Origin of the sequence: Xylanimonas sp. McL0601 (genome assembly GCF_049852175.1) — a bacterium.
Classification (GTDB): Bacteria; Actinomycetota; Actinomycetes; order Actinomycetales; family Cellulomonadaceae; genus Xylanimonas.
In genome coordinates this window covers 1,728,161-1,752,484 of sequence record NZ_CP187527.1, presented here as the reverse complement: position 1 = coordinate 1,752,484, position 24,324 = coordinate 1,728,161, and the positions used below count along the sequence as shown (strand labels likewise).

Genomic DNA, 24,324 nt, shown 5'->3' with positions numbered 1-24,324 from the left:
TTCCCTGTACTGAGCGTCACAAGGCTGGCGTGCCCGAAGGATTGGGGTGCACCCCGGCCTAGTGACAAGATGACTCGCAGTGCCCTCGGGCACCAGGCCTGCGACGGCCTGACAACCGATCGAAGGAGACCCCACAGGTCATGTCTGAGAACGTGCAGCTGCCCGCCCTGGGCGAGTCCGTCACCGAGGGCACCGTCACCCGCTGGCTCAAGCAGGTCGGCGACACCGTCGCGGTCGACGAGCCGCTGCTCGAGGTCTCCACCGACAAGGTCGACACCGAGATCCCGTCGCCGGTCGCCGGCGTGCTCGAGCAGATCCTGGTCGAAGAGGACGAGACGGTCGAGGTCGGCGCGACGCTGGCCGTCATCGGCGACGGGTCGGGTGCGGGTGCTGCTCCGGCCGCGCCGGCCGCCGAGCCCGCCGCCGAGCCCGCCGCCGAGCCCACCGCTGAGGCGCCGTCCGAGCCCGCGCCTGCCGAGCCGCCCGCGGCGGAGGCTCCCAAGCCCGCCGAGGAGGCGCCGGCTGCACCCGAGGGTGCACCCGCTCCCGCCGCCGGCGGTGGCGAGGGCACCGAGGTGAAGCTCCCCGCGCTGGGCGAGTCCGTCACCGAGGGCACCATCACGCGCTGGCTGAAGCAGGTCGGCGAGACCGTCGAGGTCGACGAGGCGCTGCTCGAGGTCTCGACCGACAAGGTCGACACCGAGATCCCCTCGCCCGTGGGCGGCACCGTGCAGCAGATCCTGGTGAACGAGGACGACACGGTCGCCGTCGGTGCCGTGCTGGCGATCGTCGGGTCGGGTGCGCCTGCCGCGGCGGCGCCTGCGCCGGCCGCCCCGGCTGCTCCGGAGCCGGCTCCGGCTCCGGCCGCTGCCCCGGCTCCCGCTTCGGCCGCCCCGGCCCCGGCTGCCGCCGCTCCGGCGCCTGCTCCGGCCGCCGCAGCTCCGGCCGCGCCCGCCCCCGCCGAGCCCGTCGCGGCTGACGGCAAGTCCTACCTGACCCCGCTCGTGCGCAAGCTCGCCGCGGACAAGGGCGTGGACGTCGCCGACGTCGTCGGCACCGGTGTCGGTGGCCGCATCCGTAAGGAGGACGTGCTCGCCGCGGCCGAGAAGGCCGCCGCAGCAGCCGCCGCAGCCGCCGCCCCGGCCACCCAGCCTGCTCCGGCTGCCGCCGCCGCGCCGTCGGCCCCCGCCGCCAAGGCGTCGACCATCCCGGCGCCGTCGCCCCTGCGCGGCACGACGGAGAAGATGACGCGCCTGCGCAAGATCGTCGCCGAGCGCATGGTCGAGGCCCTGCACACGCAGGCCCAGCTCACCACTGTCGTCGAGGTGGACGTCACCAAGGTCGCCAAGCTCCGCGCGAAGGCCAAGGAGCCGTTCAAGGCACGCGAGGGTGCGAACCTCACGTTCCTGCCCTTCTACACCCTGGCCGCCGTCGAGGCGCTCAAGGCGTTCCCGAAGATCAATGCCTCGATCGACCAGGAGAAGGGCGAGATCACCTACCACGCCTCGGAGAACGTCGGCATCGCCGTCGACAGCGAGCGCGGCCTGGTGGTCCCGGTCATCAAGAACGCCGGCGACCTCAACCTGGCCGGCCTGGCCCGCCAGATCGGCGACCTCGGTGCCCGGACCCGTGCCAACAAGGTGGGCCCGGACGAGCTGTCGGGCGCGACGTTCACGATCACGAACACCGGCTCGGGCGGCGCGCTCATCGACACCCCGATCGTCCCCGGCGGCCAGGTCGCGATCCTGGGCACCGGCACGATCACCAAGAAGCCGGCGGTCGTCACGGTCGACGGCGAGGAGACCATCGCCATCCGCCAGTTCGCGTACCTGTTCCTGTCGTACGACCACCGCCTGGTCGACGGCGCGGACGCCGCCCGCTTCCTCACCGCGGTCAAGGCCCGCATCGAGGAGGGCGCGTTCGAGTCCGAGGTCGGCCTCTGACGCACGCCTCCTGAGCGACCCGACGGGCCGCCGGACCTTCTGGTCCGGCGGCCCGTCTGTGTCTTCCACCAGGCACGACGCCCCGTTGCATGCGCCCAGGTCAGCGGCCCTGACGGATCTCCACGACGGGCAGGCGAAGCGCCCCGGGGGCGGCCGGCGGGACCACGGGGTGCGCGGGCGCCACCGGGGCGACGCGCGCGTACGGCTCCCCTGGCGCGGGGCGCGGGTCGACGTCGCCCCGGTTCGGCCACATCGCGAACGCCCGCTCGGCCTGCGCCGTGATGGTGAGCGACGGGTTGACGCCGAGGTTCGCCGTGACGGCGGACCCGTCGACGACGTGCAGCCCCGGGTATCCGTGCACCCGGTGGTACGGGTCGACGACCCCGTCCGCCGCCGTCGCGCCGATCGTGCAGCCGCCGAGGATGTGGGCCGTCATCGGGATGTCGAACGGGTCCCCGACCGAGCCGCCCGCGTGCCCGCCCATCGCAGCGGCCATGCGGCGCACGGCGTCGTGCGCCTGCGGGATCCACGACGGGTTCGGGGCGCCGGTCCCCTGCCGCGACGTGAGCCGCCGGCCCAGCAGGCCGGGGCGGGTGAACGTCGTCAGCGAGTTGTCGCGCGCCTGCATCACGAGCGCGATGACCGTGCGCTCCGACCACCGGCGCAGGTCGTGGATCTCGGGCACCACGCGGCGCAACCGCCACAGCTCGGCCAACCATCGCCGCCACCGTGCGCCTTCTCCCGGCCCGACGCCGTCGACCAGCACCGTCTGCAACAGCCCCATCGCGTTCGATCGGTGCCCGTAGCGCACGGGCTCGACGTGCGTCGACGGGTCCGGGTAGAACGACGACGTGATGGCGACGCCGCGCGAGTAGTCCGGTGCCGTGCGGGCCGGGTCCCGGTGCCCGTCCGGAGTCAGCGGCCCGCGGCGCGGCACCATCGCCCCGAGCAGCGCCTCGGAGTTGGTGCGCGTCAGGTGCCCGACGCGCTCGGACAGGTGCGGGAGAGTCCCGGAGTCGCGCATGGCATGCAGCAGGGACTGCGTGCCCAGCGTCCCCGCCGCGAGCACCACCTGCCGCGCGATGAACCGCCGCCGCGGCCAGAACCGCCCGGTGCGTCGCGTGTCGACGGCGAACCCCTCGCGCCCGGACAGCGGCGCGACGGCGGTCACCGTCGTCAGCGGGTGCACCCGGGCTCCCGCGCGCTCGGCGAGGTAGAGGTAGTTCTTCACGAGCGTGTTCTTGGCGCCGTGGCGGCAGCCCGTCATGCACTCGCCGCACTGCGTGCAACCGGTGCGCGCCGGTCCGGCGCCGCCGAAGAACGGGTCCGGCACCGTGCGGCCGGGCGCCTGCTCGCCGTCGGAGCCGAAGAAGACGCCGACGTTCGCGGGCGTGAACGTCTCTCCCACTCCCATCTGCTCGGCGACGGCCTGCATCACCTCGTCGGCCGGGGTGTGGCCAGGGAACCGCACCGAGCCGAGCATGCGCTCGGCCTGGTCGTAGTACGGCCCGAGCTCGGCCTTCCAGTCGGTGAGGTGGGCCCATGCGGGGTCGGCGAAGAAGGGTTCGAGCGGGCGGTAGAGCGTGTTGGCGTACACCAGCGAGCCGCCGCCGACGCCGGCCCCCGCGAGCACCAGGACGTTGCGCAGCAGCCTCACCCGCTGGATGCCGAAGCACCCGAGCGCGGGCGCCCACAGGAAGGAGCGCAGGTGCCAGGAGCTCGTCGCGAACTCGTCGTCCGCGAAGCGGCGTCCCGCCTCGAGCACGCCGACGCGATAGCCCTTCTCCGTCAGCCGGAGCGCGGCGACCGAACCGCCGAAGCCCGAGCCGACCACGAGCACGTCGTAGTCGTATCCAGAGCGCCGGTCCGGGCTGGCCGGCTCCCGGTCCCCTGTGGCCTTGTCCCGCATCCGTGCGCCCCCTTGCGTCGACGTCGTTGTCTGCGCGCCACACCGTAGCCGAGACGGCGTCTCACGCGACACTCTCCACCCGCCAGCCGCCGGCGGTCCAGCGCAGGGCGAGGGTCGCCGAGTGGCGACGCGACGCAGGCACCAGGGTGCGCGTCCCGTCCGCCGTGACCTGCGCGTGCGCCTCGACGACGTACTCGAGGCGCACCCGCGCCGTCGTGCCGTCGGCAGCCGCGACGACGGCGCCCGAGACTGCCGCGCGCGGGCCGTCCAGCCGCATCCCGGACCCGGCGAGCTGCGCCAGCAGCGCGGTGTCCGCCGCGTGCGCGGGCGATCCCACGAGGTCGACGACCCCGACGTCGGTGACCGCGCCCGCGAGCAGGTCGAGGCGGCGCTGGGTGAGCGTGGCGGCCGCGGCTTCGGGGCGGTCGCGGTCGCGCGTCGGGTCGGCGGCGGTCTGTTCGGCGAACGCCGGCGCCGGCGCCGTCGACGCCGGCGGGCTCACCACCTCCTGCGCCCCGAGCGGCACGGCCGCGGGCTCAGGCCCCCGCAGCTCGAGAGCCGCGCCGGTCATCAGCCCGACAGCAAGGCCGACCCCGACGACGACGAGCGCGGGACGCAGCGCGCCCCACCGCGGCAGCCGCACGCTCCGCGGCCCCCACCAGGCACCGCGGCGCCCGAGCCCTTCCCTTCCCGGGGCCGTCCCGCTGCCGCGGAGCCCGATGCGCGACCCCTGACGGCCAACCGCACGAACGTCCCGGAACCGGCGCGGCACACCGCCCAGCGCCGCGAGCCCGCCGGCCTCAGGTGCCGCCGCACGCCGGGCACCCGCGAGCGCCGCTCCCGCCAACGTCGCCGGGTCCGGGAGGCGGATGTCTGCGGGCTCGCACGCCCCGTCGAGCAGCGCGGCCAGCGTGCCCGCCTCGGGCCGCCGTCGCGGGTCGGCAGCCAGCGCCGGCGCCAGCGCGGCCCGCAGCGCACCTTCGGGGTCCGCCACGGGGTCGCCGTCGAGCGCTCCCACCGCGCCGGGCACCACGGGCCGCGACCCCAGCAGCCCTTCGACCAGCCGGGCGAGCGCCCGCACGTCCTCGGCGGGCGTCCACTCCTCCGGCGGGAGCACCGCCCGCGGCCGCAGCGCGGGAGCCCCGCCGGCGCGCAGCACGATGTCGGCAGGCTCGACGGGACCGTGCACCAGCCCGGCGGCGTGCATGGCCGCGAGCGCCTGGGCGGCATGGACCCCGAGTGCCGCCGCTTCCGCCGGGGCGAGCCGCCCGCGCACGGCGAGCACCGCGGGCAGGTCGGCCACCTCGCCGCGCGCATGGACGACGTCGAGCGCCCCGGGCCGCACGGTCCGCGCCTCGAGCACGGCGACGAGGTGGGGGTGCCGCACGTCGGCGAGCGCCGCGACGCGCGCGGTCAGGGCGTCGCGGGCGGCGGCGTCCGTGGGCACGGGCACGACGACGGTCCCGGCTGCGGGCCGCGCGTCGTCGGGTCGGTCTGCTGTCACGAGGTCTGATCGAACCGCATCCCGCCGACGGCCCGCAGACGTTGTCCACAGGCCCCCGTCGTGACAGACCTCGTCGAGAGCCGGCGCCCCGTCAGACCGCCAGCATCCGCCCCTCTCGCGCCGACACCCGCGCGGCGTCGAGCACCTGGGCCGTGCGCACCGCGTCCGCCGGGTCGACGGGGATCTCGCCGTCCTCCTGCAGCCAGGCGACCAGCGCTCGGTAGAAGTCTGCGTGGCCCCCCGGCGCCTGCGGGACCGGCGTGCGCTCGCGCCCGTGCGTGATCCAGCCCTCGGTGCCGTCGGGGGCGTCGGCGTCGAACAGCTCGAAGGGCGAGGCGTCCTGCTCGAACGTCGTCACCACGTAGGCGCCGCGGGACCCGAGCGCCCGCGTCCGCGGCCCGGGTGCGCCGACCAGGGACCCGCCCCACAGGCGGGACACGACACCGTGCTCGGACCGTGCGAGGCCGCCACCGGGCTCGTGCTGGAGCACCAGGAACACGTCGTCCTCGGTGACGGTCGTGAGCTTGCGCGTCTGCGCCCACACGCTGATGACCCGCCCGAAGAGCTGCGTCGCGGAGTCCACGAGATGCGGCCCGAGGTCGAGCAGCAGGCCGCCGCCGATGACGTCGTTCTCCTTCCACCGCTGCTGCGGCTGCGGACGCCACCGCTCCCAGCGCCGCTCGAACGTGTGCACGTCGCCGAGCTCGCCGCGCTCGATCACGGCGGCAAGCGTGAGCTGCTCGGGGTCCCACCGCCGGTTCTGGAACACGGTGAAGGGTGTCGACGTCGCGGCCGCCTCGGCCACGACGGCGCGCGCCTCGTGGGCGTCGACGCCGATGGGCTTGTCGAGCACGAACGGGATGCCGGCGCGCGCGAGGTGCGCGGCGTGGTCCGCGTGCAGGCCGGTGGGCGACGTGACGACGACGACGTCGTAGGCGGCCCGCGCCGCGACGAGCGCGTCGAGGTCGTCGTGCAGGCGCGCCCCCGGCCAGTCCGAGGCCGCCTGCTGGCGCCGCCCTGGGTCGCGGGTCACGACCGCGGTGACCGGCAGCCCCACCTCCTTGGCCAACCGGGCGTGGATGCCCCGACCCGAACCTCCGTACCCGACGATCGCGATGCGCAGCGCAGCCATGGCCCCATGCTGCCCCGCGCACCTGCTGAACGCGGGCTCGGCGCGCCCCGGCGGCCGTGAACGACCTGCTCAGCGCCCGTACGGACGCAGTTTGACTCGGCGCGCTGCACTGCCAGAATGTGCCTCGATCTCCCTATCGCCCGAAGTGCGCGACATGCGCGCACCGTCCGGAACGGAACCTTCGCCCCATGGCGGTCCTGGAGCACGACGACGTCGCAGCGCGCCCTGTTCGCATCGCGGCGTCCCGCCTCCGCACACAGCGGCTCCCCCGTCGCGCGCTGCTGCGGTGGGTCATGATCGCGGTGGCCGTCGCGGTCATGCTCGGCAACGCGTGGCTCGCGCAGCAGCGGCACGACGTCGAGCCCGTGCCCGGCAGTGCGCTGGAGGCGCTGGAGACCCTGTCGATCCGCGAGGCGCTGAGCGACGACTCCGCGGTGAGCGGCTACGCACGGGAGGCGTTCGGCCCCGCGTGGGCCGACGTCGACGGCAACGGGTGCGACACGCGCAACGACGTCCTCGCACGCGACCTGCGCGAGGTCGTCCTCGCCGACGGCGGCTGCGTCGTGGCGACGGGGGTGCTCGACGACCCGTACACGGGCGAGGCGATCGACTTCGTGCGCGGGGCGAAGACGTCGGGGGCCGTGCAGGTGGACCACGTCGTCGCGCTCGAGGACGCGTGGCGCACCGGGGCGGCCGACTGGGACGCGGCCACGCGTGCGCAGTTCGCCAACGACCCGATGAACCTCCTGGCCTCGGACGGCCCCGCCAACATGGCCAAGGGCTCGCGCGACGCCGCGCAATGGCTGCCGCCGGCCGCCGGCTACCGCTGCGAGTACGTCGCCCGCCAGGTCGCCGTGAAGGCCGCGTACGAGCTCGCCGTGACCGCCGCGGAGTACTCGGCGATCGCGGACGTGCTCGCCGCGTGCCCGGCCGAGCCGCTGCCCCTCCGCTGAACACAGGTTGCCAGACCGCTGCGGACCGGGCGTAGGTTGGTCCGCCGTGGGCACACCGACGATCGAGATCCAGCACCTTCCGGGGCACGTCGACTACCACGAGGGCTGGGACCTGCAGCGGCGCACGCACCACGCCGTCGGCGCGGGCGAGCGCGCGCCCGTCGCGTTCCTGCTCGAGCACGCGAGCGTGTACACCGCGGGCCGCCGCACCCGCCGCGACGAGTACCCGACGGACGGCACGCCCGTCGTCGACGTCGACCGCGGCGGCAAGATCACCTGGCACGGCCCGGGCCAGCTCGTCGCGTACCCGATCGCGCGCCTGGTCATGCCGGTCGACGTCGTCCGCTACGTCCGCACGCTCGAGGCGGCCGTCATGGACGTCTGCGAGCAGCTCGGCCTCCAGACGGTCCGGGTGGAGGGCCGCAGCGGTGTCTGGCTTCCTGCCGACGACGACGCAGCCCGCCGCGAGCGCAAGATCTGCGCGATCGGCGCGCGCGTCGCCAAGGGCGTGACGATGCACGGCCTCGCCCTCAACTGCGACCCCGACCTGGACGCATTCACGTTCATCGTGCCGTGCGGCATCGACGACGCCGACGTGACCTCGCTGTCCGCGGAGCTCGGCCGGGACGTCACCGTGGCCGAGGTGCGGCCGCTGCTGGCCGACGCTCTGCAGCGGCACCTCGCCCCGCTGGTGACGCAGGTCACCGCCCCGGCATCGGAGCAGCCCGCGGTGCCCGCCGTCGCGGCCGTAGGGTGACCGGGTGACCATCGCGCCCGAGGGCCGCCGCATGCTGCGGATCGAAGCCCGCAATGCCGAGACACCCATCGAGAAGAAGCCCGAGTGGATCAAGACCCGGGCCGTCATGGGCCCGGAGTACAAGGAGCTCAAAGGGCTGGTGAAGAGCGAGGGCCTGCACACCGTCTGCGAGGAGGCGGGCTGTCCCAACATCTTCGAGTGCTGGGAGGACCGCGAGGCCACGTTCCTCATCGGCGGCGACCAGTGCACGCGCCGCTGCGACTTCTGCCAGATCGACACGGGCAAGCCCCAGGCGCTCGACGTCGACGAGCCGCGCCGCGTCGCCGAGTCGGTCCAGGCGATGGGCCTGCGGTACTCGACCATCACGGGCGTCGCCCGCGACGACCTGCCCGACGGTGGCGCCTGGCTGTACGCCGAGACCGTCCGCCAGATCCACGCGCTCAACCCGGGCACCGGCGTCGAGAACCTCATCCCCGACTTCAACGGCATCCCCGAGCTGCTCGACGAGGTCTTCGCCTCACGGCCCGAGGTGCTGGCGCACAACCTCGAGACGGTGCCGCGCATCTTCAAGCAGATCCGCCCCGCGTTCCGCTACGACCGCTCGCTGGCCGTGCTCTCGCGGGCCCGCGAAGCCGGCCTGGTCACCAAGTCGAACCTCATCCTCGGCATGGGCGAGACGATCGACGAGGTCAAGGCCGCGCTCGTGGACCTGCACGACGCCGGCTGCGACCTCGTGACGATCACCCAGTACCTGCGCCCGTCGCTGCGCCACCACCCGATCGACCGCTGGGTGCGCCCCGAGGAGTTCGTCGAGCTGTCCCAGTTCGCGGAGGAGACCGGGTTCCTCGGCGTCATGGCCGGCCCGCTCGTCCGGTCGTCGTACCGTGCCGGCCGCCTGTGGGGCCAGGCCATGAGCAAGCGCGGCCTGGAGATCCCCGCCGCGCTCGCCCACCTGGCCGAACCGACGACGGCGCGCCAGGAGGCAGCGAGTCTCCTCGCCCGCTGACCATCCGCCCCTCGTCCCGCCGATAGAATCTGGACCCATGGCCCGATCGAAGAAGCCCTCGGACTCCGCGCCCGAGAAGCCCCAGAAGCAGAAGAAGCAGCGCTGGTATCACCAGATCTGGGCCGCGTACCAGATGACGCGCCGCCAGGACCCGTCGGTGACGTGGCTCCTGCTCGGCATCTTCCTCGGCGTGGTCCTGGTCGGGATCGCGATCGGGTTCCTCGTCGGCCACCCCGTCTACGTCACCATCATCGCCGTGCCGTTCGCGACGCTCGCCACGATGTATATGCTCACGCGCCGCGCCGAGCGCGCCGCGTACACGCAGATCGAGGGGCAGCCCGGTGCGGCCCGGGCCGCGCTCGGCACCGTGCGCGGCGGCTGGACGTTCGAGGACGAGCCGGTGGCCGTCAACGCCCGCACGCAGGACTTCGTGTTCCGCGGCGTCGGCCGCCCCGGCGTCGTGCTGGTGTCGGAGGGGCCGACGCACCGCGTGACCCGCCTGCTCGACGACGAGCGCCGTCGCGTCGCCCGCGTGCTGCCGAACGTGCCGATCACGCTCATCCAGATGGGCGACGAGGACGGCCAGGTCACGCTGACCAAGCTCTCCCGCGCCGTGAGCAAGCTGAAGCCGAAGCTGACCCGCCCCGAGGCCGCCGAGGTGAGCAAGCGCCTCAAGGCTCTAGGCGGGCAGCGCCTCCCGGTGCCGAAGGGCATCGACCCGTTCAAGGCACGCCCGGACCGCAAGGGCATGCGCGGGCGCTGACCAGCAGCTCATACGACGAGGGCCGGACCCCCCAGGGGTCCGGCCCTTCGCCGTCTGCGGTCTGCGCTCAGCGCCGCGTGATCACCGTTCCGGCCGTCTTGTCGTGCAGCCCGCGGCCGTCGCCGTCCCAGACGACGGCGGGGATCACCAGGCAGAGCAGCACCGTCCGCACGGCCGAGCGCCAGAACCCGACGAACGCGCCGTCGACCGTGCCCTCACCCGGCGCGCCGAGCACCCGCACCTGCAGGCCGAGGAGCCGGTGGCCGATGGTGAAGCCGAGCGACCCGACGAGGAGCACGTTCATCACTGCGAGCACGCCCAGCGGCACCAGGCTGTTGCCGCGCGCGATGAGCGTCGCGATCCCCCACGCCACCGCCCAGTCGATGCACAGCGCTACGACGCGGCGCCCGAGGGACGCCATCGAGCCGCTGCCCGACTCGGGCAGGCCGAGCCGCTCCGCGCCGCCGCGCGGAGAGGTCGCGCCGCCTTCGAGCCAGGATCCGAGGTCTTCACGTGATGCCACGTGACCAGGCTAGGCGGCGCGGCGCCGTCGTCGTCGTCATCGGGCCCGACGGTGCTCGCGGTCAGTGTGACGTGCACCGCACACGAGTCTCTGAGCAGCCACGAAATCTCAGAGTGCGGGCACTGGGCGTCTCGGTTACATGCCGGAAACATGAGCGGCATGCGAGAGTAACCGCCGGGTTCTACGTTCGGGCCCAGCCGCGTGACGCCGGCCGTTGATCAGCACTGGGCGCCGCATCGTCTTCTAAGGAGCATGGATGTTCAACAACGCCGAGGAGGCCATCGCCTTCACCCGCAACGAAGGGGTGGAGTTCATCGATGTCCGTTTCGTCGACCTGCCGGGCGTGTGGCAGCACTTCAACATCCCGACGTCGCAGTTCAGCGAGGCCTCGTTCACCGAGGGCCTGATGTTCGACGGTTCGTCGATCCGCGGCTTCCAGGCGATCCACGAGTCGGACATGAAGCTGGTCCCGGACGTGAAGACGGCCTTCATCGACCCGTTCCGCAAGCGCAAGACGCTGGTCATGAACTTCTCGATCGTGGACCCGTTCACGGACGAGGCCTACTCGCGCGACCCGCGCACGATCGCCGCCAAGGCTGAGGCCTACCTCGCCTCGACGGGCATCGCCGACACGGTCTTCTTCGCCCCCGAGGCGGAGTTCTACGTGTTCGACTCGATCCGCTACCAGACCTCCATGCAGGGCTCCTTCTACGCGATCGACTCCGTCGAGGCGGCGTGGAACACCGGCCGTGAGGAGGAGGGCGGCAACCTCGGGTACAAGACCCGCGTCAAGGGTGGCTACTTCCCCGTCTCGCCGTCGGACAAGTTCGGGGACCTGCGCGACGACATGTGCGACGTGCTCGCCCAGGTCGGCCTCGACGTCGAGCGCGCGCACCACGAGGTGGGCACCGCCGGTCAGCAGGAGATCAACTACCGCTTCAACACGCTGCTGCACGCGGCCGACGACCTGATGAAGTTCAAGTACGTCGTCCGCAACGTCGCGCACGAGGCCGGCAAGACCGTCACCTTCATGCCGAAGCCGCTGTACGGCGACAACGGCTCGGGCATGCACTCGCACCAGTCGCTGTGGATGAACGGCGAGCCGCTGTTCTACGACGAGAAGGGCTACGGCGGCCTGTCCGACATGGCCCGCTGGTACATCGGCGGTCTGCTCAAGCACGCCCCCTCGCTGCTCGCGTTCACCAACCCGTCGGTCAACTCGTACCGCCGCCTGGTCCCGGGCTACGAGGCCCCGGTCAACCTGGTCTACTCGGCCCGTAACCGCTCGGCCTGCATCCGCATCCCGATCACGGGCAACTCGCCCAAGGCCAAGCGCGTCGAGTTCCGCGTGCCGGACCCGTCGGCCAACCCGTACCTGGCCTTTGCCGCCCAGCTCATGGCGGGCATCGACGGCATCAAGAACCGCATCGAGCCGGCCGCGCCGATCGACAAGGACCTCTACGAGCTGCCCCCCGAGGAGCACGCCCAGATCGCCCAGGTCCCGGGCTCGCTCAGCGCGGTGCTCGACAACCTCGAGCGCGACCACGAGTTCCTCACGCACGGTGACGTGTTCACCGAGGACCTCATCACCACCTGGATCGACTACAAGCGCAAGAACGAGGTCGACCCGGTGCAGCTGCAGCCGACGCCCAAGGAGTTCGAGCTCTACTACGACATCTAGAAATGACAGGTGTCTGACCTGCTCGGGTGTTTGAGAAACGACCCCTGACCTGCGAGAACGTCTCTGGACGTTGCGCATCGGTCGGGGGTCGTTTTTCGTCGCCCCCGGGAGCAGGTTCGATCGCAAGGCGACCGTCAGAAGGTTTCAGAGGTGAACACTAGGTCTCAGTCAGTCCATCGACGTCTAGACCTCAGCGGGCGACGGCCGCTGACATTTCGCCGGAACTGCGTCCGACGCGCACACTCGTCATGGTGACGTCGTGCAGCGTCGGCCGCCGTTTGGCGTTGGCGATGGCCTCGGTCGAGGATTGGGGACGGTGCGATGGCCGACGCGGTCAAGCCGAACATCCTGGTGATCTGGGGCGACGACATCGGGATCAGCAACCTGAGCTGTTACAGCGACGGCCTGATGGGCTACCGGACGCCTAACATCGACCGGATCGCCGATGAGGGCATGCGCTTCACCGACTCATACGGCGAGCAGTCTTGCACCGCCGGCCGCTCCTCGTTCATCACCGGCCAAAGCGTGTTCCGCACAGGGCTGAGCAAGGTCGGCATCCCGGGTGCCGACATCGGGCTGCGCGCGGAGGACCCGACGATCGCGACTTTGCTCAAGCCGTTGGGATACGCGACGGGCCAGTTCGGGAAGAACCATCTCGGCGACAAGAACGAGTTCCTCCCGACAGTGCACGGGTTCGACGAGTTCTACGGCAACCTGTACCACCTGAACGCCGAGGAGGAGCCCGAGCTGCCGAACTGGCCGTCCCCGGAGGACTTTCCGGAGTTCCAGGCCCGGTTCCGTCCGCGGGGGGTGCTGCACTGCTGGGCGACGGACGTGGCCGACGACACCGAGCAGGGTCGCTACGGCCGGGTCGGCTTGCAGCGGATCGAGGACACCGGCCCGCTGACGGCCAAGCGGATGGAGACCATCGACGACGACACGGTGGCCGCGTGCATCGACTTCATCGGGCGGCAGCACGCGTCGGGGACGCCGTTCTTCGTGTGGATGAACACGACCCACATGCACCTGCGGACCCACACGAAGCCCGAGAGCCTCGGCCAGGCGGGCCGGTGGCAGTCGCCGTACCACGACACGATGATCGACCACGACAAGCACGTCGGGCTGTTGCTCGACCGGCTGGACGAGCTGGGCATCGCCGACGACACGATCGTCATCTACAGCACGGACAACGGCCCGCACATGAACACCTGGCCGGACGGCGGCATGACGCCGTTCCGCAACGAGAAGAACTCGAACTGGGAGGGCGCCTTCCGGGTGCCGGAGGTGATCCGGTGGCCGGGGCACATCCCGGCGGGGGTCGTCTCCAACGAGATCGTCCAGCACCACGACTGGCTGCCGACGCTCGTCGCCGCGGGGGGCGACCCGGACGTGGTGGATGAGCTCAAGGCCGGCCACGCCATCGGCGACAAGACGTACCGGGTGCACATCGACGGGTACAACCTGCTGCCCTACCTGACCGGCGAGGTGGCCGAGAGCCCGCGCAAGGGGATGGTCTACTTCTCCGACGACGGCGACTGCATAGCGATGCGGTACGACAACTGGAAGGTCGTCTTCATGGAGCAGCGGGCCGCGGGCACGCTGCAGATCTGGATGGAGCCGTTCGTCCCGCTGCGGGTGCCCAAGCTGTTCAACCTGCGCACCGACCCGTACGAGCGCGCGGACATCACCTCCAACACCTACTTCGACTGGATCATCGACCACGTCTACCTCGTGCTGGCCGCCCAGGGACTGCTGAGCCAGTTCCTGGCCACATTCGAGGAGTTCCCGCCACGCCAGCGTGCGGCGACCTTCACCATCGACCAGGCCATCGAACGGCTCGAGTCCGTGATCACCACTGGTCACTGAGACTGGCTGACGTCTCCTCATGGTCGTGCCCTCCGACGCCGCACCCGTGGTCCCCGACGGCGCGGTCCACGTGCCCGCCGGCCTCTACCACCTCGGCTCCGACGCGCACTACTCGGAGGAGGCACCGGTGCACCGCGTGCACCTCGAGGAGTTCTGGATCGACCGATGTGCCGTGACCAACGCCCAGTACGCCGCGTTCGTCACGGCGACCGGCTACGTCACGGTGGCGGAGCGGCCGCTCGACCCCGCCGACTTCCCCGGCGCCCCACCGGAGAACCTGCTCCCCGGGTCGCTGGTGTTCACCCGCACGCGGGGCCCTGTGGACCTGCGACACCTGTCGCAGTGGTGGTCGTGGACTCCTGGGGCGTCGTGGAGACACCCCGAGGGCCCTGGGTCCCACCTCGGCGACCGGGCCGCGCACCCGGTGGTGCACGTCGCGCACGAGGACGCGCAGGCCTACTGCGACTGGGCCGGCACCACGCTCCCCACCGAGTCCCAATGGGAGGCGGCCGCCCGCGGCGGCCTGGAGCAGGCGGCGTACGTCTGGGGCGACGAGCCCGAAGGTCCCTCCCAACGGCTGGCGAACTACTGGCACGGGGACTTCCCGTGGCGCCCCGAACCGGGGTATGGCACCACCGCTCCGGTCGGGTCGTTCCCACCCAACGGGTACGGCTTGTACGACATGGCCGGCAACGTCTGGGAGTGGACCAGCGACTGGTATGCCGTGCCGACGCCGAGCCTGCTCGCGAGCTCGGGGACGGCCGGGGGCGACGAGCACCCCTGCTGCATGCCGGCGCCACCCGCGGCTACAGAGGGCGATAGCTACGACCCGGCCCAGCCGCAGTTCCGGGTGCCCCGCCGGGTCATCAAGGGCGGGTCGTTCCTGTGCGCCGACAGCTACTGCCTGCGCTACCGGCCGGCCGCCCGGCGCCCGCAGATGATCGACACCGGCATGAGCCACATCGGTTTCCGCACCGTGCGTTGACCAGAGTTCGTCGTTAGGCGCTTCCGGCCCACTCCGTGGCGATGTCTGCGCCGCCTTCTTCGGAGAGGCGCCGGCCGAATCGGATGAAGCCGGGCTGAGGGAAGAACTTGCCTCCTGCCAGGCTCTGCCCTTGGTCGAAGGCGGTCGCGCGGTGGATCAAGCCTTGTGGCACGAACGAGAAGACCTCTCGCAGGTACGCCAGGTCGCTCTCGGAGTTCATCCGCATGAGCAGCAAGTTGTCGCACTGGGTGAGCACTTCTTCGTTGACCTTCTGGGGCCGCTGCGTGGAGACGAGCAGGTAGAGGCCGAACTTGCGGCCTTCGGCTGCGATGAGGGCGGCGGTGTTGGCCGCGAGCCGGGTCACCGCGTCGGCCGGCTCACGCGGGCACACGTTGTGGGCTTCGTCGATGACCACCAGCACCGGCTCGCGGCGGTGACGATGACGCCACAGCGTGGACAGGGTCGCCTGCGCGATGAGCCGCTGTTCCTCGGCGGTGCCCAGCGAACCCAGGTCGACCACGAGGGCGCGAATGGAGTCGTCGAGCACTGCGTCGGTCAGGGACCGGCTCTGGCCCCTGCTCCACACCGACCAGTCGAGGACCCCAAGGTTCGCCGCGCGTAGCCCCAACGCGCGTGCCTCGGGGTCCTCGGACTGGGCCAGCTCGTGGATACCGGTGCCGATCTCGCCCCGTTCCCCTGGGTGGCGGAGCAGATCCATCAGCGCGGCGTACTCGAAGCGGTCGGCCAGCGGGTCCAGCCCCAGGATGGCGGCCTGCGCGGCAGGGTCGAGGTCCATGAACCTCAGGCGCAACGGGGGGTCGGACTCATGGCCCCACACCTGCACCTTCGCGGCAGCATCCCGGTACGCAGCGCCCGTGTCGGCGTCGAGAGCGGGCCTCGAATCCGCCAGGTGCACGTAGTCGGAGTTCGGATCGAGAATAACCAGGCGCAGCTTGGTCTTGAGGATCAGCTGCTCCAGGACGACCCCGAGTGAGTATGTCTTCCCAGAACCGGACTGGCCGCACATGAACGTGTGCCTGTTGAAGCCACCGGCGTCGAGGTTGGCCGGCACACCGTGCGCCAGGAGCAGCTCACCCACCGTCAGGGCGGCTCGGTGCGGGCGCTGACGGGCGAACCACGCCCCCGCCTCCTCGTCGGTGGCGGGCCGTACCTGGGCCTGGTGGAAGGGGCGCTGGTCTCTGTCCAGGACAATCCCTTCACCATGGGCGAGTCGGATCAGCACGTCGGAGGCCAGCCCAGGCACGTTGTGGACCGCAGCGCGTTCCGAGACTGCCTCCACCTTGAGGACTTGCCCGAATCGCTCTCCCTGGCCGTCGTCGAGGATGACGTAGCCGCCGGCCTGAAGTGTGAGGCCGTGAAGCGACGACTGGAACTCGAAGCTGCGACCGTCCACCGATGTGGCGTACGGAAGGATTCTGCGCTCCAGAGAGTCTCGGGCACCTCGGAACGCGTCGATCATTGCTTCGATAGGCACGCCTTCAGTTGAGCCAGCCCCGAAACCGTCGGCCATGGTGGCCACCTCATCCCTGTGGGTTGGACTCACGTTCGCCACCACAAGTGATCCAACCGCCGCACCTTCACCGTTGTCCTCACCCCGCGCGGGTGAAGGAGGGACGCAACGCCAGCGCCATGCTGGAGCGAGACCGGCACCTTGGCCAGCTCGAGGCCCACTCCTGTTGCCGGGTGCTGCGACGTCTGGACGGGGATGCGTTGTGGATGTGGAAGCAACCGGTGAAAAGCAGGCGGAGGTGACCTTCAACCGAAGGCTTGCCCTGCTGCTCGCGATGGCGATGTTCGTGCTCGTGGTCGACACCTCGCTCATGAACGTGTCGATCTCGGCGGTCGTGCGCGACCTCGACGCCACCGTCAGCGGCGTGCAGGGAGCGATCGCGCTCGAGGCGCTCGTCTCCGCGGCGTTCATCCTGATCGGCAGCAAGGTGGGCGACCTGATCGGGCGCAAGCGGGCGTACATCCTCGGGCTGCTCGGGTATGCCGTCGGTGCGGTCGCGATGACCCTGGCCCAAGGCTTGACCGCCATCATCGTGTTCTGGGCGCTGGTCGGTGGGATCGGCGCCTCGCTGCTGCTGCCCGCGATGCAGTCCCTGATCCACGGGAACTTCGAGGGAGCGGCGCAGAAGAGGGTGTACGCGCTCGTCGGCGCCTCGGCGGCGATCGCGGCCGCCGTGGGACCGCTGCTCGGCGGTTTCATCACCACGTTCCTCTCCTGGCGGGTCGGGTTCATGCTCGAGGCCGCGATCATCGCGGTGGTGCTGTCGGGGATCGGGCTCGTCAAGGACGTCCCCTACACCGGGGAACGGCACGTCGACCTGGTCGGCTCGGCGCTGTCGGTGGTGGGCATGGGGGGACTCGTGCTCGGCATCCTGGTGTGGCAGGAGGGCGGCGAGTCGGTGGTGGCGCTGCTCGCGCTCGGGTTCGCGGCGCTGGCCGGTCTGGCGTTCTGGCTGCGGCGGCGCAAGCGCCGGGGACAGGCGGCGCTGCTCGACCCCGACCTGTTCGCCTCCAAGCCGTTCCGGCTGGGCATCTCGGGGCAGATGATGCAGCAGATCGCCCTGGGCGGCTCGATGATCGCACTGCCGATCTACCTGCAGATGGTCCTGGAGTACAACGCCATGCAGTCCGGGTTGTCCATTGCGCCGCTCTCACTGAGCATGTTCGGGATCGCGCTGCTGGCCGGGAGGCGGGCGGGCAACCGCAGGCCGGCCACGATCATCAGTGTCGGGTTCGGGCTCTTGCTGCTGGGGATGCTGGCCCTCGTGCCCGTCGTGCCGCGAGCCGAGTCAGGCTGGGCCCTGCTGCCGCCTCTGCTCGTCGCCGGCTCGGGGCTTGGCATGCTGGTGTCCCAGCTGAACAACTACACCCTGGCGCCGATCTCGGAGGAGCGAGTCAGCGAGGCAGCAGGCGTGAACTCGGCGGCCGGCTCCTTCGGGCTGTCGTTCGGCCTGGCGTTCTCCGGCGCGATCATGCTCGCGACGCTGTCGTTCACCTTCACGCACATGGCCGAGTCGAGCACCGTGCTCCCCGCTGCCTCCCAGCAGCAGGTCGCCACGGCCCTGCAGGAGGACGCCCAGGTGATGAGCAACACCGCGCTGCAACAACAGCTCGCCGAGCAGCCGAAGCAGATCCAGGACGAGGTCATCCGGATCAACACCCAAGCCCGGCCGCGGGCACTGCAGGTCGCGCTGCTCGTCCCCATCCTCGCTGCCCTGGCAGGGCTGCTGAACTCGTTCCTGATGATACGGCTGCCCGACCCGAAGCCGTCGAGTGCCGCCGACGGCATGCTGATGGGCTGAGCCTCGGCCGAACCTAGGGCAAGGTCACGCCGGAGGCCCTCAGTCTTCGCCGGCCTTGGCGTCGTCCTCGATCTTGGTGGTGTCGGCCTTCAGCTCCTTGGTCTCGATCTTCGACGCCTGCTTCATCGACGCCTCGATCTTCGAGCCCATGTCGGACACGCCGACGACGACGAGGCCTGCCTGCCCCTCGTCGAGGGCCTCGCCGAGCTCCTTCAGGTCCTTGCGGCTCATGCCCGCAGCCGCGTGACCGGCCACGGCACCGAGAACCGCGCCCCCGCCGGCGCTGGCAGCCAGCAGGCCTCCACCGATCGCGGCGAACGGGAACAGAGCCACCACCAGGCCGGTCGCCAAGCCGAAGCCCGCTCCGGCGACGCCTCCGACGCGGGTCGGCGTCTCGTGCTTCTTCGTGATCTTGACCTTGCCGTCCAGCCCACGCTCGATCACCGCGGCGTCGTACGCATCGATCAGGTCGGCCTCTGTGTGCAGCTGCTTGACCAGCTTGTAGTCGGCCTCAGCGTCGTCGACGGAGCTGTACACCCCGACGTAAGCGATAAACGTGTCCACTGCCATCGCACACCTCCGTTGGATGAGAATTCAGCCCGGCACGATCCGGTCGCGCCGGCGGTCCTGCTAGGTCCTGCTAACTGACGATCTGCATGCCGTGATCGGTGTTGTTGAGGCGGCGGCCGCCGGTCTCGGTGACGGTCACGATGTCCTCGATCCGCACGCCGAAGCGACCCGAGAGGTAGATGCCCGGCTCGATCGAGAAGCACATGCCGGGCACCAGCGGCCGCTTCTCGCCACGCACCAGGTACGGCGGCTCGTGCGTGGTCATCCCGATGCCGTGCCCCACCCGGTGGATGAACTGCTCGCCGTAGCCGGCCTCGGTGATGAGCTGCCGGGCGGTGGCGTCGATGTCCTCGCAGGCGACCCCGGGGCGGACTGCCTCGAACGCGGCCTGCTGCGCGGCGCGGACCACGTCGAAGACCTCTTGCTCGACGGCGGTCGGCGGCCCGATGTGGACCGTGCGGGTGGTGTCGGAGCCGTAGCCGTCCTTGAGGCCGCCGAAGTCGAGCACCACCATGTCGCCGTCCTGAAGTACCCGGTCGCCCATCTCGTGGTGGGGGTTCGCCCCGTTGGGGCCGGAGCCGACGACCGTGAAGTCGACCTGCGAGTGCCCGTACTCGCGCAGCAGGTCGGCCAGGTCGTTGCCGATCTCGGTCTCGGTGCGGCCGGCGAAGCGCACCCCGAGGATCCTCTCGTAGGCGGCGTCAGCGGCCGCGCCGGCGGCGGCGAGCAGCGCCACCTCGTCGTCGCTCTTGACCGCCCGCAGCATGGGCAGGCTGCTGGTCATCGACGTGTAGCGGGTCTGCGGGAGCGCCTGCTGCAGCCCGAGCAGGTGCATGGACCACGCCGAGTCGGAGATGCAATAGCGGCCGTCCGGCGCCAGCAGGCCCGCGGCCACCGGGTACGGGTCGTCGCCGTCCTTCCAGTCGAGCAGCGTCACCGCCGCGGAGCCGTCAGCGGCCTCGGCGTCGGGCCGTTCCAAGATGGGCACGAGGAGGTGCGGGTCGCGCCCCTCGGCGAGCACCAGCAGCGTGAGCCGCTCGGTGATCGCCGTGGGCTGGTAGCCGGTGAAGTAGACGAGGTCCGGACCGGGGGTGATGAGCAGCCCGCCCAGGCCCTCGGCGGCGGCCTGGGCTACCGCCCGCTCCATCCGCTGCGCGAACGCGTTCATGACCGGGAACCTCCGACCGGCTGGGTGGGAATGGTGTAGATGATCACGGCGGCGGCCGCCGAGCGGTGCACGGCGGCGGGGCGCTCGCCGCGGTGGCGGCCCATCATCAGCAGCAGCGCCACACCGAGCCCGGACATGATCGCCAGGAGCAGCGAGGAGCGGGACAAGCCCGCGGCCAGCGCGTCCGCCGCGGACTCCCCCGCGGCCCGCCTTGCGTCGGTCACCGCGGTCGACACCGTCGCGACGGCGGCGACGAAGAGCGACCCGCCCACGTACCGGGCCATGTTGGAGATGCCGGAGGCTGCGCCGACCTGCTCCTCCGAGACGGATGCGGTCGACGCAGAGGAGGCGGGCCCGTTGGCGAGGCCGAGCCCCACGGCGACGGCGATGAGAGGGCCGACGAAGCCCGCGTACACCCAGCTGGCCGTGACGAAGAACAGGACGAGGAAGCCCAGCGCGGCCAGTCCGAACCCGATGGCGACGGCGTTCCTGCTGCCGATCCGCACGGCCAGCGGCGTGATCAGAGGCGTGATGGCGATCATCGCGGCAGCGGCAGGCAGCGTGGCCAGGCCGGCGTCCAGCGGGCTCATCCCGAACGCGTCCGGGTTCTGGAAGTAGAGGCTGAGCAGGTACATCAGCGCGTTGATCGCGCCGGCCACGATCAGGATCGCCAGCGTCGCGCCCACCAGCACCTTGTTGCGCAGCAGGGCCAGGTCGACCAGCGGGGCCGTGGCCCGGCGTTCGACGACGACGAAGCCGACGGCGCCGAGCACCGCGATCACCAGGCAGAGGAACGTCTTCCACGAGAACCAGCCCCAGTCGCTGCCCTCGCTCAGTGCCAGCACGAGCGGCACCAGCGCCACGGCGACCAGCACGGTCCCGAGCACGTCGATCGACCGTGGCCGGTTCGGGTCGCTCGACTCCTTGACGGTCAACAGGGTCAGCGGCACGCACGCCGCCGCGATGACGGCGTCGATCCAGAACAAGCCCTGCCAGCCGGTGGCGTCGACGAGGACGCCGCCGATGAGCGGGCCGGCGGCCGCGCCGACCGCGGACGCGGCGCCCCAGAGCGTGATGGCGCGCATCTGCCCGGCGCCGGACGAGGCCACCGAGAGCAGGCTCATGCCGCACGCAAGGATGGTGGAGCCGGCCGCGCCCTGGATCACACGGCCGAGGATGACGCCCGTGCCGGTCTGCGCGAGCGCGATGACGACGCACGAGGCGACGAAGAGCAGCAGGCCGAGCATGAACACCCGGCGGCGGCCGAACACGTCGCCGAGAGCTCCGGAGGTCACGATGACGGCTGCGCCGACCAGCATGTAGCCGGTCACGGCCCACTGCAGCTGCTCGATCGGCGCGCCCAGGTCCGCGCTGATCGCCGGCAGCAGGATCGTCACGGCCGACGTGTTCGCGTTGACCACCAGCGCCGAGATGCAGGCCGCGAGCAGCACGCCCATGCCTGCCGAACGGCCTGCCATCTGCCGCACGTCGGGTGCCGCCATCAGGTTCCTCCAGCCTCGGCTCCGCCGAGCGTCGCCCTGCCGGGCCGCGGCGGCATCCTTCGTGGGGGGTGAATGCGGGCGGGCGCGGACCTCTACCCGGCGGGCCTCACGCAGCGCGCCGGAAGGTGGCGACCCAGTTCACCTCCCAGGTGGTACCGCCGTCCTCGGAGAACGCCTGCTCCCACCGAGGCGCCGGCGACTCCGTGTCCAGCCACTGGTAGCGCACCCGGATCGGGCGCCCTTGCCAGGTGTCGTCACACTCGAACGTGCCGACGCCATCGACGAAGCGTCCCTCCACCGGGACGTCCAGGGTGCCTCTCGCCGTCGCCCACCAGATCCGCCAGATCTTCTGCTCGCCGTCGTAGAGGCGCAACGTGATGCCCTCGATGCCCTGCTCGGGTGCACGCAGGACGTCGAACGTCGCGTTGCCGTCGAGCAGCACCTGGGCGTCGAGCGTGGCGCTGAACTCGTACCAGTCGTCGCTCCCGGTCAGGACGCTGGACAGACGGCGTTGGGTGGACGTCCACCGCCCTGCGACGAAGTCGAAGTCGTGATTCGTCATGACGTGACGGTACGAGGGGATCCTCGAGGCGGCGCGCGGACACGGATCTTCGATGTGGGCCGGCTCCTGGGACCACACCGGGCCGCGCTTCCCAGTACGTTCTGTAGATGGCACTCAGCGAGGAGTCCTCTGTGAACAGACACATCATGGCGGCCCTCGTGGGCAGCGCCGGATCGGGCATGACCACACTGGTCGAGGCGGTGCTCCACCGCGCCGGCGCCATCCCCCGTCAAGGCACCATCGCCGCAGGGACGACGGTCGGCGACTATCAGCCGGAGGAGATCGCGCGCAGCACCACGCTCACGACGGGCCTCACCTTCCTCGAGTGGGACGCCGACGACGGAAACCACTACGCGATGACGCTGGCCGACACGCCGGGACACCCGGACTTCATCGGGGGCGTCGACGCAGCGCTCTCGGCCGCCGACCTCGCCGTCGTCGTCGTCTCCGCGGTCACCGGCGTCACGGCGGGCACGCGCGCGGCGTGGGCAGCCGCCGACGCCGCCGGCGTCCCCCGCATCGTCATGGTGACGTGCGCCGATCGCCCGCAGGCGAGCTTCCACCGGGTGCTGGGCCAGCTGCGCGAGTCCTTCGGGTCCCACCTGTGGCCCATCGAGCTGCCGATCGGCACGGAGGAGGACTTCCTGGCCGTGGCCGACGTGCTCGGCAAGCGAGCGCTCGTGCGGGGCCCGGACGGGCAGCAGATCATCGAGCCGTTGCCCGCGGAGGTCGCCGCGGAGAGCCAGGCGATGCTCGACGACGTGACCGAGGAGATCGTCACCCACTACGACGCCCTGCTCGAGGCCTACCTCGAAGGGAACGAGCCTTCCGTCGACGAGCTCCAACGGCGGCTCGCGGAGCGGGTCGCCGACGGCGACGCGGTGCCGGTCATCGTCGCGTCCGGAGTCACGGAGACGGGTGTCGACCGGTTCATCGACGTCCTCTGCCGGCTCGTGCCGGCGTTGACCGCGCGCGACGCCACGATCCGCACCGGCGACGGCACCGAGATCGCCGTCGCCCGCGACCCGGGCGGCGAGCCGCTCGTCCACGCCTTCGACGTCGTGGCCGACCAGTTCATCGGCCAGATCGCCATGCTCAAGGTGCTCTCGGGCACAGTGCGGACCGGCGACCGGCTGCGCAACGCCACGACGGGTGCCGACGAGCGGCTCAGCGGCCTGTTCCATGTGCGTGGGGCGCAACGCCTGCCCGTCGACGAGCTCCAGGCCGGTGACGTCGGTGGCGTCGCCAAGCTCGTCGGTACGCCTGCCAACTCGCTGCTGTGGACGCGCGCCGCCGGGCACGCCCTGCCCCGCGAGCTCCCGGAGCGTCCAGCCGTGTACTCGGTCGTGCTCGAACCGGTCAGCCAGGCCGACACCGAGAAGCTCTCCACGGCACTCGCCCGCGCGGTCGCCGAGGACCACACCCTCACCGTGGAGCTCAGCGGTGGCCACACGATCGTGCGAGGCCTCGGTGACACCCACGTCGCCGTCCTGGTCGACCGGCTCAAGCGCCTCTTCGGGGTAAACGTCACGACCAGCCCCGCACCGGTCGCCTACCGCGAGACGGTGGCCGGGCGCACCCAGGCCGAGGGGCGGCTCAAGAAGCAGTCGGGCGGCCACGGCCAGTTCGCCGTCGTGCACGTGAACGTCTCGCCGCTCGCACCTGGGGGTGGGTTCGAGTTCATCGACTCGGTGGTCGGCGGCGCCGTACCGCGTCAGTACATCCCCGCGGTCGAGAAGGGGGTGCGCGACGCGCTCGAGCGTGGCGGCCCCCACGGCCACCCGGTCGTGGACGTGCGCGTGGAGCTCGTCGACGGCAAGTCGCACTCCGTCGACTCGTCCGACATGGCGTTCCGCACCGCCGGCTCCATGGGGGTGCACGAGGCACTCGTCAAGGTCGGGACGGTGGTGCTCGAACCCGTCTCGACGGTCACCGTCACCGCGCCGATGACCTACCAGGGCGCGATCATGACCGACCTCGCCGGACGGCGCGGCCGGGTCCACGACACCCAGATGACCGACGCCGGAGAGGCGGTGGTGATCGCCGGAGTTCCCGACGCCGAGCTGCAGCGTTACGTGCTGGACCTGCGGTCGCTCACGCAGGGCTACGGTCAGCTGACGATCGTCCCCGACCACTACGAGCCGGCCCCCACGCCGACGAAGGCCTGA

General features: G+C 71.4%; 19 protein-coding genes. 10 read left to right on the top strand and 9 right to left on the bottom strand.

The genetic code is table 11. From position 1 onward, the window contains the following. Nucleotides 1-140: 140 nt before the first annotated feature. Nucleotides 141-1,943 carry a 2-oxoglutarate dehydrogenase, E2 component, dihydrolipoamide succinyltransferase gene (gene sucB / locus ACO4JP_RS08010; RefSeq protein ID WP_425956850.1) on the top strand — a complete coding sequence of 601 codons (1,803 nt, stop codon included), beginning with the start codon at nucleotides 141-143 and terminating at the stop codon, nucleotides 1,941-1,943. Between the two features lie 100 nt (nucleotides 1,944-2,043). Here sucB and ACO4JP_RS08005 read toward each other — a convergent pair whose 3' ends face one another. The 3 genes from ACO4JP_RS08005 to ACO4JP_RS07995 form a co-directional block, all read right to left on the bottom strand. Then, nucleotides 2,044-3,852 carry an FAD-dependent oxidoreductase gene (locus ACO4JP_RS08005; RefSeq protein ID WP_425956849.1) on the bottom strand — a complete coding sequence of 603 codons (1,809 nt, stop codon included), beginning with the start codon at nucleotides 3,850-3,852 and terminating at the stop codon, nucleotides 2,044-2,046. Between the two features lie 61 nt (nucleotides 3,853-3,913). Then, on the bottom strand, nucleotides 3,914-5,356 hold the full coding sequence (locus ACO4JP_RS08000) for a hypothetical protein (RefSeq protein ID WP_425956848.1): 1,443 nt from the start codon (nucleotides 5,354-5,356) through the stop codon (nucleotides 3,914-3,916). Between the two features lie 91 nt (nucleotides 5,357-5,447). Next, nucleotides 5,448-6,488 carry a Gfo/Idh/MocA family protein gene (locus tag ACO4JP_RS07995; RefSeq protein ID WP_425956847.1) on the bottom strand — a complete coding sequence of 347 codons (1,041 nt, stop codon included), beginning with the start codon at nucleotides 6,486-6,488 and terminating at the stop codon, nucleotides 5,448-5,450. Between the two features lie 188 nt (nucleotides 6,489-6,676). Here ACO4JP_RS07995 and ACO4JP_RS07990 point away from each other — a divergent pair, with 188 nt between their 5' ends. From ACO4JP_RS07990 to ACO4JP_RS07975, 4 genes are read left to right on the top strand one after another with little or no spacing between them, the layout of a single operon-like run. Then, the gene (locus ACO4JP_RS07990; protein WP_425956846.1) at nucleotides 6,677-7,441 is read left to right on the top strand and encodes an HNH endonuclease family protein; all 765 of its coding nucleotides are present in this window, start codon (nucleotides 6,677-6,679) and stop codon (nucleotides 7,439-7,441) included. A 46-nt stretch (nucleotides 7,442-7,487) separates the two neighbouring features. After that, the gene (lipB, locus tag ACO4JP_RS07985; RefSeq protein ID WP_425956845.1) at nucleotides 7,488-8,198 is read left to right on the top strand and encodes a lipoyl(octanoyl) transferase LipB; all 711 of its coding nucleotides are present in this window, start codon (nucleotides 7,488-7,490) and stop codon (nucleotides 8,196-8,198) included. A 4-nt stretch (nucleotides 8,199-8,202) separates the two neighbouring features. Next, nucleotides 8,203-9,204, top strand: coding sequence for a lipoyl synthase (gene lipA, locus ACO4JP_RS07980; RefSeq protein ID WP_425956844.1), 1,002 nt, complete (start codon nucleotides 8,203-8,205; stop codon nucleotides 9,202-9,204). Between the two features lie 37 nt (nucleotides 9,205-9,241). Further along, the gene (locus ACO4JP_RS07975; protein ID WP_425956843.1) at nucleotides 9,242-9,967 is read left to right on the top strand and encodes a DUF4191 domain-containing protein; all 726 of its coding nucleotides are present in this window, start codon (nucleotides 9,242-9,244) and stop codon (nucleotides 9,965-9,967) included. A gap of 67 nt (nucleotides 9,968-10,034) precedes the next feature. On the opposite strand, the gene ACO4JP_RS07970 is transcribed toward ACO4JP_RS07975, so the two are convergent. Then, entirely contained in the window at nucleotides 10,035-10,490 is a 456-nt protein-coding gene (locus ACO4JP_RS07970; protein WP_425956842.1) for an RDD family protein, read from the bottom strand. Nucleotides 10,491-10,746: 256 nt separating this feature from the next. On the opposite strand from ACO4JP_RS07970, the gene glnA reads away from it, so the two are divergent. From glnA to ACO4JP_RS07955, 3 genes are all read left to right on the top strand, one after another. Continuing rightward, nucleotides 10,747-12,171: a type I glutamate--ammonia ligase gene (gene glnA, locus ACO4JP_RS07965; RefSeq protein ID WP_425956841.1), complete on the top strand. Its 1,425-nt coding sequence runs from the start codon at nucleotides 10,747-10,749 to the stop codon at nucleotides 12,169-12,171. Nucleotides 12,172-12,492: 321 nt separating this feature from the next. Then, nucleotides 12,493-14,037, top strand: a complete 1,545-nt coding sequence (locus tag ACO4JP_RS07960) for an arylsulfatase (protein ID WP_425956840.1) — start codon at nucleotides 12,493-12,495, stop codon at nucleotides 14,035-14,037. Nucleotides 14,038-14,056: 19 nt separating this feature from the next. Next, complete coding sequence (locus ACO4JP_RS07955) at nucleotides 14,057-15,022, top strand: formylglycine-generating enzyme family protein (RefSeq protein ID WP_425956839.1); 966 nt, start codon at nucleotides 14,057-14,059, stop codon at nucleotides 15,020-15,022. 13 nt (nucleotides 15,023-15,035) lie between these two features. Here ACO4JP_RS07955 and ACO4JP_RS07950 read toward each other — a convergent pair whose 3' ends face one another. Further along, on the bottom strand, nucleotides 15,036-16,436 hold the full coding sequence (locus ACO4JP_RS07950) for an ATP-binding protein (RefSeq protein ID WP_425956838.1): 1,401 nt from the start codon (nucleotides 16,434-16,436) through the stop codon (nucleotides 15,036-15,038). A gap of 391 nt (nucleotides 16,437-16,827) precedes the next feature. Here ACO4JP_RS07950 and ACO4JP_RS07945 point away from each other — a divergent pair, with 391 nt between their 5' ends. Then, nucleotides 16,828-18,354, top strand: coding sequence for an MFS transporter (locus ACO4JP_RS07945; RefSeq protein ID WP_425957070.1), 1,527 nt, complete (start codon nucleotides 16,828-16,830; stop codon nucleotides 18,352-18,354). 39 nt (nucleotides 18,355-18,393) lie between these two features. Here ACO4JP_RS07945 and ACO4JP_RS07940 read toward each other — a convergent pair whose 3' ends face one another. The 4 genes from ACO4JP_RS07940 to ACO4JP_RS07925 form a co-directional block, all read right to left on the bottom strand. Then, on the bottom strand, nucleotides 18,394-18,924 hold the full coding sequence (locus ACO4JP_RS07940; protein WP_425956837.1) for a hypothetical protein: 531 nt from the start codon (nucleotides 18,922-18,924) through the stop codon (nucleotides 18,394-18,396). A 70-nt stretch (nucleotides 18,925-18,994) separates the two neighbouring features. Beyond that, a complete protein-coding gene (locus tag ACO4JP_RS07935) occupies nucleotides 18,995-20,092 on the bottom strand; it encodes an aminopeptidase P family protein (protein WP_425956836.1) in 1,098 nt (365 codons plus the stop codon). Continuing rightward, nucleotides 20,089-21,594: an MFS transporter gene (locus ACO4JP_RS07930; protein ID WP_425956835.1), complete on the bottom strand. Its 1,506-nt coding sequence runs from the start codon at nucleotides 21,592-21,594 to the stop codon at nucleotides 20,089-20,091. The genes ACO4JP_RS07935 and ACO4JP_RS07930 overlap by 4 nt, the downstream gene beginning before the upstream one ends. Before the next feature lie 106 nt (nucleotides 21,595-21,700). Further along, nucleotides 21,701-22,156, bottom strand: a complete 456-nt coding sequence (locus tag ACO4JP_RS07925) for a hypothetical protein (protein WP_425956834.1) — start codon at nucleotides 22,154-22,156, stop codon at nucleotides 21,701-21,703. Between the two features lie 131 nt (nucleotides 22,157-22,287). On the opposite strand from ACO4JP_RS07925, the gene ACO4JP_RS07920 reads away from it, so the two are divergent. Next, nucleotides 22,288-24,324, top strand: a complete 2,037-nt coding sequence (locus ACO4JP_RS07920) for an elongation factor G (RefSeq protein ID WP_425956833.1) — start codon at nucleotides 22,288-22,290, stop codon at nucleotides 24,322-24,324.

Coding starts and splice junctions, on each gene's coding strand:
- sucB (WP_425956850.1), top strand. CDS start 141: ATGTCTGAGAACGTGCAGCTGCCCGCCCTGGGCGAGTCCGTCACCGAG.
- ACO4JP_RS08005 (WP_425956849.1), bottom strand. CDS start 3,852: ATGCGGGACAAGGCCACAGGGGACCGGGAGCCGGCCAGCCCGGACCGG.
- ACO4JP_RS07995 (WP_425956847.1), bottom strand. CDS start 6,488: ATGGCTGCGCTGCGCATCGCGATCGTCGGGTACGGAGGTTCGGGTCGG.
- ACO4JP_RS07990 (WP_425956846.1), top strand. CDS start 6,677: ATGGCGGTCCTGGAGCACGACGACGTCGCAGCGCGCCCTGTTCGCATC.
- ACO4JP_RS07975 (WP_425956843.1), top strand. CDS start 9,242: ATGGCCCGATCGAAGAAGCCCTCGGACTCCGCGCCCGAGAAGCCCCAG.
- glnA (WP_425956841.1), top strand. CDS start 10,747: ATGTTCAACAACGCCGAGGAGGCCATCGCCTTCACCCGCAACGAAGGG.
- ACO4JP_RS07960 (WP_425956840.1), top strand. CDS start 12,493: ATGGCCGACGCGGTCAAGCCGAACATCCTGGTGATCTGGGGCGACGAC.
- ACO4JP_RS07955 (WP_425956839.1), top strand. CDS start 14,057: ATGGTCGTGCCCTCCGACGCCGCACCCGTGGTCCCCGACGGCGCGGTC.
- ACO4JP_RS07945 (WP_425957070.1), top strand. CDS start 16,828: ATGGCGATGTTCGTGCTCGTGGTCGACACCTCGCTCATGAACGTGTCG.
- ACO4JP_RS07940 (WP_425956837.1), bottom strand. CDS start 18,924: ATGGCAGTGGACACGTTTATCGCTTACGTCGGGGTGTACAGCTCCGTC.
- ACO4JP_RS07935 (WP_425956836.1), bottom strand. CDS start 20,092: ATGAACGCGTTCGCGCAGCGGATGGAGCGGGCGGTAGCCCAGGCCGCC.
- ACO4JP_RS07930 (WP_425956835.1), bottom strand. CDS start 21,594: ATGGCGGCACCCGACGTGCGGCAGATGGCAGGCCGTTCGGCAGGCATG.
- ACO4JP_RS07925 (WP_425956834.1), bottom strand. CDS start 22,156: ATGACGAATCACGACTTCGACTTCGTCGCAGGGCGGTGGACGTCCACC.